Source organism: Geobacillus sp. (genome assembly GCF_017515625.1).
In the GTDB taxonomy this organism is placed as follows: Bacteria; Bacillota; Bacilli; order Bacillales; family Anoxybacillaceae; genus Geobacillus; species Geobacillus stearothermophilus.
In genome coordinates this window covers 1-7,943 of sequence record NZ_JAFWFM010000088.1, presented here as the reverse complement: position 1 = coordinate 7,943, position 7,943 = coordinate 1, and the positions used below count along the sequence as shown (strand labels likewise).

The 7,943-nt window shown below is 53.2% G+C and carries 7 protein-coding genes; 4 read left to right on the top strand and 3 right to left on the bottom strand.

Annotation, left to right across the window (positions count from 1 at the left end; translation table 11 throughout):
* The first annotated feature begins 147 nt into the window (after positions 1-147).
* The 3 genes from IKE44_RS05610 to IKE44_RS05600 all read left to right on the top strand — a co-directional run bounded on the left by IKE44_RS05610 (position 148) and on the right by IKE44_RS05600 (position 3,861).
* On the top strand, positions 148-2,016 hold the full coding sequence (locus tag IKE44_RS05610; RefSeq protein ID WP_055358267.1) for a PTS fructose transporter subunit IIABC: 1,869 nt from the start codon (positions 148-150) through the stop codon (positions 2,014-2,016).
* Positions 2,017-2,133: 117 nt separating this feature from the next.
* Positions 2,134-3,000 (top strand): permease, encoded by an 867-nt coding sequence (locus IKE44_RS05605; RefSeq protein WP_049626505.1) that lies wholly within the window; start codon positions 2,134-2,136, stop codon positions 2,998-3,000.
* A 15-nt stretch (positions 3,001-3,015) separates the two neighbouring features.
* Positions 3,016-3,861: a TIGR03943 family putative permease subunit gene (locus IKE44_RS05600; protein WP_053532847.1), complete on the top strand. Its 846-nt coding sequence runs from the start codon at positions 3,016-3,018 to the stop codon at positions 3,859-3,861.
* 43 nt (positions 3,862-3,904) lie between these two features.
* Here IKE44_RS05600 and IKE44_RS05595 read toward each other — a convergent pair whose 3' ends face one another.
* Entirely contained in the window at positions 3,905-4,912 is a 1,008-nt protein-coding gene (locus IKE44_RS05595; protein ID WP_033017014.1) for an MBL fold metallo-hydrolase, read from the bottom strand.
* Positions 4,913-5,055: 143 nt separating this feature from the next.
* On the opposite strand from IKE44_RS05595, the gene IKE44_RS05590 reads away from it, so the two are divergent.
* On the top strand, positions 5,056-5,457 hold the full coding sequence (locus IKE44_RS05590; RefSeq protein WP_287465265.1) for a secondary thiamine-phosphate synthase enzyme YjbQ: 402 nt from the start codon (positions 5,056-5,058) through the stop codon (positions 5,455-5,457).
* Positions 5,458-5,631: 174 nt separating this feature from the next.
* Here the strand turns inward: IKE44_RS05590 and map are convergent, their stop codons facing one another.
* Entirely contained in the window at positions 5,632-6,381 is a 750-nt protein-coding gene (map, locus tag IKE44_RS05585) for a type I methionyl aminopeptidase (protein ID WP_033017013.1), read from the bottom strand.
* A 162-nt stretch (positions 6,382-6,543) separates the two neighbouring features.
* Positions 6,544-7,848, bottom strand: a complete 1,305-nt coding sequence (locus IKE44_RS05580; protein WP_033017012.1) for an ATP-binding protein — start codon at positions 7,846-7,848, stop codon at positions 6,544-6,546.
* Between the last annotated feature and the right edge of the window lie 95 nt (positions 7,849-7,943).

The following is a 7,943-nucleotide window of genomic DNA, read 5'->3' as shown; positions in this document are numbered from 1 at the left end:
GTGGCCGCGAAGCGCACCCTAGGTCTGTAAGATATCCACAAAACTGAAAAAGGATGTAAGGGATTTTGTCGAAAAATATTTTTTGGACACCCCTGAGGGGCCGAAAAGCCTTGATAAATCAACATTTCTAGAGGGAGGATTGGGCCAATGAAGATTACAGATTTGTTGACAAAAGAAACGATGATTCTCGCGCTTCAAGCGAAGACAAAGGGCGAAGTCATTGATGAACTGGCTGAAAAGCTTGCCGAAGCGGGAGCGGTCAGCGATGTGGAAGCGTTTAAGCAAGCCATTTGGGCGCGAGAAAAACAAAGCACGACCGGCGTTGGCGACGGCATCGCCATTCCGCACGCCAAAACGGCGGCGGTCAAGCGCCCGGCGGTGGCGTTCGGCCGTTCAGTGGAAGGCATTGATTATGAGTCGCTCGATGGCAAGCCAAGCCATTTGTTTTTCATGATCGCCGCGCCAGAAGGTGGGGAGCAGACGCACCTTGAGGCGCTCGCCCGCTTGTCGTCGATGTTGATGGATGCATCGTTCCGTGCTCAGCTTGAAACCGCTTCAAGCGAGGAGGAGATTATCCGTTTGGTTGCCGCGAAAGAAAGCGAGCAAGAAGCTCCACAGCAAGCGGTGCAGGCAGGGAACGGGCGGAAAGTGCTGGCAGTAACCGCTTGTCCGACCGGAATCGCTCATACGTATATGGCCGCTGATGCACTGAAGGCGAAAGCAGCCGAAATGGGGGTATCCATCAAAGTCGAGACCAATGGCTCAGATGGAGTGAAAAACGCTCTCACCGCACAGGAGATTGAAGAAGCCGCGGCGATCATTGTCGCAGCCGATAAACAAGTCGACATGGACCGTTTTGACGGGAAACCTGTCATCCAAGTGCCGGTCGCTCGTGCGATCCGCGAGCCGGAGAAGCTCATCGAGCAGGCGCTCCGCCAAGACGCGCCGATTTATCGGGCAGGCGGTGCGGCGCGGGGCAGCGTGGGGGCGGCGAAACCGCGCACCGGTTTTTACAAGCATTTGATGAACGGCGTATCAAATATGCTTCCGTTTGTCGTCGGCGGCGGGATTTTGATTGCCATTTCCTTCACGTTCGGCATTAAAGCGTTTGACCCGAACGATCCGTCGTATCATCCGTTTGCCAAACTGTTAATGGACATCGGCGGCGGCAATGCGTTCGCGTTGATGGTTCCTGTGCTGGCCGCATTCATCGCCATGAGCATTGCCGATCGACCAGGGTTTGCGCCGGGGATGGTCGGCGGCTTTATGGCGGCCAACGGCGGCGCTGGTTTCCTCGGCGGATTGATTGCTGGTTTCCTAGCCGGGTATTTAGTCGTCGGATTACGGAAACTGTTCAGCCGCCTGCCGCAGTCGCTTGAGGGGATTAAACCGGTGCTGCTCTATCCGGTATTCGGCATTTTTCTCACTGGCGTCATCATGATGTATGTGGTCATCGATCCTGTCAAAGCGTTGAATGAAGGGTTGAAACATTGGCTTTCCGGCATGGGAACCGCGAACTTAGTGCTGCTTGGTGCGGTGTTGGGCGGCATGATGGCGGTTGATATGGGCGGACCGATCAACAAAGCGGCGTATACGTTTGGGCTGGCCATGATTGAAGCGGGCAACTATGCGCCGCATGCGGCCATTATGGCCGGCGGGATGGTGCCGCCGCTCGGATTGGCACTGGCGACGACATTCTTCAAGAAGAAGTTTACGAAAGCCGAGCGCGAGGCCGGCAAAACGTGCTATATTATGGGGGCTTCGTTCATCACGGAAGGGGCGATTCCGTTTGCGGCGGCCGATCCGGTGCGGGTCATTCCGTCGATTATCGTCGGCTCAGCTGTAGCCGGGGCGCTGACGATGCTGTTTGGCATCGGACTTCCGGCGCCGCACGGCGGAATTTTCGTCATCCCGATCGTCAAAGGCAGCGCATGGCTTTATATATTGGCTATTTTGATTGGTTCCATCGTGACCGCATTGATGGTCGGGCTGTGGAAAAAAGAAGTGGAAGAATAATAGAAGAAGAGGCGTTTCGCCAAAGGCGAAGCGCCTTTTTGATTTTTCTTACCAAATTTTCATGACAATGGCCATTTCTCATGGTAAAATGAACGGTTGTAAATGAGAGGAGAACCCATGATGAACACGTTTTTGCAGCTGAATACGATTTTTATCAGCATATTGATTGAATCGTTGCCGTTCGTCGTGCTCGGGGTGTTTGTTTCCGGAGTCATTCAAATGTTTGTCAGTGAAGAGGCCGTACAACGGTGGGTGCCGAAAAACCGCCTTTTGGCCATTGTTTATGCCACATTGCTTGGAGTGTTTTTCCCTTCATGCGAATGCAGCATCGTGCCGATCACCCGCCGTCTCGTCGCCAAGGGGGTGCCGCTTTACGCGGCCGTGCCGTTTATGTTAACGGCGCCCGTCATCAATCCGGTTGTGCTGTTTTCGACGTATATCGCTTTCGGAAGCAGTTGGACGATGGTATTGTGCCGGGCGCTGTTCGCTTGCGCCGTCGCCGTCACTGTCGGCGCCGTGATGGCGATTCGGCATGAAGGCAGCGAGTTGCGCCATGAACGGCGCGAGATGCCGATGATGCCCCGTACTTGGAAAGAGAAAATCGTTGGCACCCTGCGCCATACGATCGATGAATTTTTTGCGACCGGGAAGTATTTGATCATTGGGGCGTTCATTGCTTCGGCGATGCAAACGTATGTGAAAACGTCGGTGCTTGTGTCGATCGGTAATGGGAAAGTGGCGGCCTCTTTGGTCATGATGGCGCTCGCCTTCGTGCTGTCGCTCTGTTCCGAGGCGGACGCATTTATCGCCTCGTCGTTTCAAAGCACATTTCCGTTTCACGCGCTGGCAGCGTTTCTCGTTTACGGGCCGATGCTCGATGTGAAAAATACGCTCATGTTGTTTCAGTCATTCCGAGCCCGGTTTGTGTGGAAACTGATTTCCTATATCACGTTGTTTGTGTTTGCCGGATCGCTATTGATCTAGCAAGGAGGTGGCGGCATGATTCGCATGTATATTTTGCTTGGGTTTGCGTTTTTGTTTTTTCATTTATATATTACTGGAGAGTTGAGCAAATACATTAATATGCGGTATTCGTATATTTCGTTTAGTGCGATGTTTGTGTTTGCTTTTTTAACGATCGCGCAATTTGTGCTGGCAAGCCGCAACGAGGAACCGCACGATCATGGGGAAGAATGCTGCGGTCATCATCATGAGCCGTCCGCGCGCTGGAAGCGGGCGGTGAATTACCTTATTTTTGTTTTTCCGCTTGTTTCCGCCTTCTTGTTTCCCGTTGCGACGCTGGATTCTGAAGTCGTAAAGGCGAAAGGGATTCATGTTCCTGGGATGGCAGCTGACGGCAGCGATCCGTTTGCCCAGCGGCAGTTTTTGCGTCCGGATACGAGCATGTATTATGGGCGGGACGATTATCAAAATGCCATGGAAAAAGAGCTGAAAAAATATGGTCGTCTTGCTCGCTTGGAGTTGAATGATCAAAACTATTTAAATGCCATGGAAACGATTTATCAGTTTCCCGGTGCATTCGCCGCCCGCGACATTGAGTTCACCGGGTTTGTTTACCGTGAGGAAACGACGCGCGCCAATGAGGCGTTTCTCCTTCGCTTTGGAATCATTCATTGTGTTGCGGATTCAGGGGTGTACGGGCTGCTCCTTCAGTTTCCAAAGACGGTGCCGCTTCAAAATGATGAATGGATTCATGTGAAAGGTACGCTATCCACCATGTATTACCAGCCGTTTCATATGACGCTTCCGTATGTAAAAGTGACGTCATGGGAGAGGGTGGCCAAACCGAAGGAGCCGTACGTATACCGCCAATTCAATGAATAAGAGCGAGCCGCGGACTGGCTCGCTCTTTTGGATAAAGTTGCGCTCATTCCTTTTGCCGCGCTTGTTTCACCGTGGTGATTGCGCTTGTTTGGCTGAACGAATTGTCGAATGGGGAAAGGGCCGTCAACGCTTGGGCGGCATCGATCACCTCGCCGAGCTTCAAGCAAAGCAAGCGCTCCTCTTCCAATTCGCGCCGCCGCCATTCAGCCCATAGGCGGTCAAGCGCTTCTTTCGGCGTATCGTCGGCCAAGCGGAACGCCCCGTAATGCATCGGCACAAACAGGCGGGCCCGGCAGTCCAAAAACGCCTGCACCGCTTCTTCCGGGGTCGTGTGCTGCGGCCCCATGAACCATTCCGGTTCGTACGCGCCGATCGGCAAGAGCGCATAGTCGATGGAAAAGCGTTCGCCGATGTCGCGAAAGCCGCGGAAGTAGCCGCTGTCGCCGGCGAAGTAAATGGTGGGGGCGCCGTTTGATGTGATCACCCATCCGCCCCAATGCGACGTGTTCGTGTCCCACAGCGTCCGCCGCGTCCAATGTTGGGCGGGAACAAATGTGAGCGATACGCCGTGAAAGGAGGCCGTTTCCCACCATGACAGTTCGGTGACACGGCGATAGCCGCGGCGGCGGAACAAGCGGCCGAGCCCCTCGGGCACGAATATGTGCGGGTCACCGTGCAAACGGCGGAGGCTGCCGAAATGCAAATGGTCATAGTGGCCGTGGGAAATGAGCACAACGTCCACGGGCGGCATCTTGTCAAGCGGAACACCAGGAGCCGTCAAGCGTTTGGCCGCGCCCATCCGCTTCGCCCAAACCGGGTCGGTGACGATCGTGATGCCGTTCATTTGCACGACGAACGTCGAATGGCCGATCCAACAAAGCTGCGGCCGTCCGTTCGGATGATGAAGCCGGTTCCATTGCGGCGGCACGGCGTGCGGTACGACGTACGACAAGTCTTTTTGCTTTTGTTTCCGTTCCCGCTGCCAGCGGCGGAAATCGGTCCATGTTTTGTGCGTCGAGACGTTGTCGAGATTCGTGTATCGTTTCGGCACGGCAGTTTCACCCCAATGGACTTTGCTAGGAGACTCCCGTTTCCATGCAGGGATGGCAGGTGGGAGGCCGTTCCATATGCTATAATTAAATGGTAGCAAATTTTGCGTTGTTCTACAAAATATTTGTTCAGGAGGTGAAAGACTTGCTTCAATCTTTTTCACTTCGCACGACAAAGCGCGATGAAATGGTGGAGATTACGTCATTTGTCGAAGAAACGGTGCGCCAGTCCGGGGTAGAAGAGGGGATGGCGATCATTTATTGCCTGCACACGACAGCCGGCATCACGATTAACGAAAACGCGGATCCTGACGTGAAGCGCGATATGATGCGCCGCTTTGATGAAACGTACCCGTGGGAGCATCCGCTTGACCGCCATATGGAGGGAAACACGGCCGCTCATATGAAAGCGAGCACGGTCGGCGCGTCGCAACATGTTATCATTCATGAAGGCCGGCTGCTGCTTGGCCGTTGGCAAGGCATCTATTTTTGTGAATACGACGGGCCGCGCCAGCGGACGTTTTACGTGAAAGTGCTGAAAGGGTAGCAACCATAATTATATTATGTAAACAAAATAGCAGGAAAAAGCAATGGCAACACAGCGGCCGCAACGGTCTGGCCAGAATAAAGAGAAGGGAACGAAAAACCCGGGCCAACGTGTACCCGGGTTTTTCGAATGTCGAAAAAATCAAGCTGTTGAGAACAAGAAATATCTGTATCCTTACGCCGTCGTCGTTAAGATCAGCGGCCCGTTTTTCGTAATGGCGATCGTATGTTCATATTGCGCCGAATACGAGCCGTCAATGGTGCGCGCCGTCCAGCCGTTTGCGTCCATTTTGCTTTGCCATGCCCCCATGTTAACCATCGGCTCGATCGTAATGACCATCCCTTCCTTTAAGCGCATCCCTTTTCCTTTTTCACCAAAATGGGGAACGTACGGCTCTTCGTGAATCGTCGGCCCGATGCCATGCCCGGTGAAATCGCGTACGACGGAAAAGCCGTGCGCTTCGACGTACGTTTGAATGGCGTGGCCGATGTCGCCGATCCGATTGCCGAGAACGGCTTGCTCGATTCCTTTATAGAGCGACTGCTCGGTGACGTTAAGCAGTTTTTGCACGTCTTCACTGACGTCGCCGATGGCGTACGTCCAGGCGGAATCGGCGAGCGCTCCGCGCAAATTGACGACAAAATCGATCGTGACGATATCGCCTTCTTTCAGCGGCTCATTGCGCGGAAACCCGTGGCAAATTTCATCGTTAATGGAAGCGCATGTCGCATACGGATAGCCGCGGTATCCTTTTTGTTCCGGTTTGGCGCCGTATTTGGCCAAAAACGTTTCAACGAACCGGTCGATTTCCATCGTTGTGACGCCCGGTCCGATGCGTTTGGCGATCTCTTGATGACAGGCGGCCAAGAGTTTCCCCGCCTCACGCATCAACTGAATTTCTCGTTCCGTTTTGACGTGAATCATGCAACTGTCTCCTTTTCCTTTGGTATGTTTCCATCCTATAGTATTGTAACAAAAACGCCAGTGGTGATAAACTGTCGGGAACATAGGACAAAGAAAAAGGACACCCGAACAGGCATCCTTTGTTTCGCTGGTTATTGTCTTCCCCCGGTTTGGCCGCGGCGTTTACAAGACGGCAAACAACTGCTTTTCTTTATCGGAAATCGTGGATAGGGATGGGGACGGAGCGAGCGGCAAATAAATCGATACCGTCGTTCCTTTATGTATTTCGCTTTCAATTCGAATTGTTCCGTTCATTGATTCGACAATGCGATAGACGACCATCATTCCGAGCCCCGTGCCTTTGACGCCTTTCGTCGTAAAATACGGTTCGCCAAGCCGTTCGAGCTGTTCTTTCGTCATACCAACGCCGGTATCAGCGATGCGGATGAGCACACGTCCGTTGTCAATGGAGACGTATACTTGCAACGTCCCGCCGTTAGGCATCGCTTCGATGGCGTTTTTCATTACGTTGAGCAAACATTGACGGAATTTTTCGCGCTCACCGATGACGGAAAATGGGGCAAGCGTCGCTTGAATATCGACGCAGCTCATATTGGCGAGCGGACGGATGATGTCGATGGCCCGCTTCACTTCCAGTTTGACGTTCAGCTTTTCCGGCATCTCCGGGGCCGGCTTGGCAAACGTCAAGTAATCGGTGATGATCGCTTCAGCTCGGTCAAGCTCCTCAATGGCGATGCGCGCATACTGGCGTCGTTTGTCGGCAGCGAGCGGCTGCTCTTCGATCAGTTGGATAAACCCACGCGCCGCGGTGAGTGGATTGCGTATTTCATGAGAGATGGAAGCAGCTAAATGGGTGACGGCTTCCATTTTCTCGGCGCGAATCACTCGTTTGCGCAGCGCGATGTTATGGTGCACCATTTCCTGAAACGAACAAACGATGAGCATGCTGATGGGCTGTACAAACAAAAAGATAAGCGCAACGGAAGGCGGAGGAGAAACCGCAGCAGCCATCCACTCCGCTATGGCGACGGTCAATAGGCCAGAGCCGAAGCTGAGCGATGCAGCGAACAGCGTGCGCTGTTTGGTTGGCAGCTCGACAAACCGTTTTGTCAATAAACTGCTTGTTGCAGCGATGGCGATGGAAACGACGACGGTGACGAAGACGCCAGCTCCGCCGAACAGCGAGCGGTATGCGATCGCCGTAAACGCTAAAACCGTCGCTGCCCCCGCTCCGCCGTACAAACCGCCAAGCCACAGAGGAATTTGCTGCAAGTCGAAGATGAAATTGCTCTCTGTTCCGACCGGAAGAGTGATGCATAGGACGATTACAATGGCGTAACAAGCGGTCGGCAAATACAGGCGGAGGCGCTTTGGCCCTTTTTCTTGCTCCGTCCATAGCGGGACAAGAAACACCGGCAGGAGAATAAAAAACAAGTTCAGCAAAAAGTCTTTGAAAATATTCAGCATCGCGGCACCTTCTTTCCCATCGTCAAGATGTATAACCAGAATTTCTACAAAAACTGCGAATATATTACATTGTAACCGGAACATCACGGGTCTGT

Excerpts from the sequence above, each read along its gene's own strand:
- IKE44_RS05605 (WP_049626505.1), top strand. The coding sequence starts at position 2,134 with ATGATGAACACGTTTTTGCAGCTGAATACGATTTTTATCAGCATATTG.
- IKE44_RS05600 (WP_053532847.1), top strand. The coding sequence starts at position 3,016 with ATGATTCGCATGTATATTTTGCTTGGGTTTGCGTTTTTGTTTTTTCAT.
- map (WP_033017013.1), bottom strand. The coding sequence starts at position 6,381 with ATGATTCACGTCAAAACGGAACGAGAAATTCAGTTGATGCGTGAGGCG.
- IKE44_RS05610 (WP_055358267.1), top strand. The coding sequence starts at position 148 with ATGAAGATTACAGATTTGTTGACAAAAGAAACGATGATTCTCGCGCTT.
- IKE44_RS05580 (WP_033017012.1), bottom strand. The coding sequence starts at position 7,848 with ATGCTGAATATTTTCAAAGACTTTTTGCTGAACTTGTTTTTTATTCTC.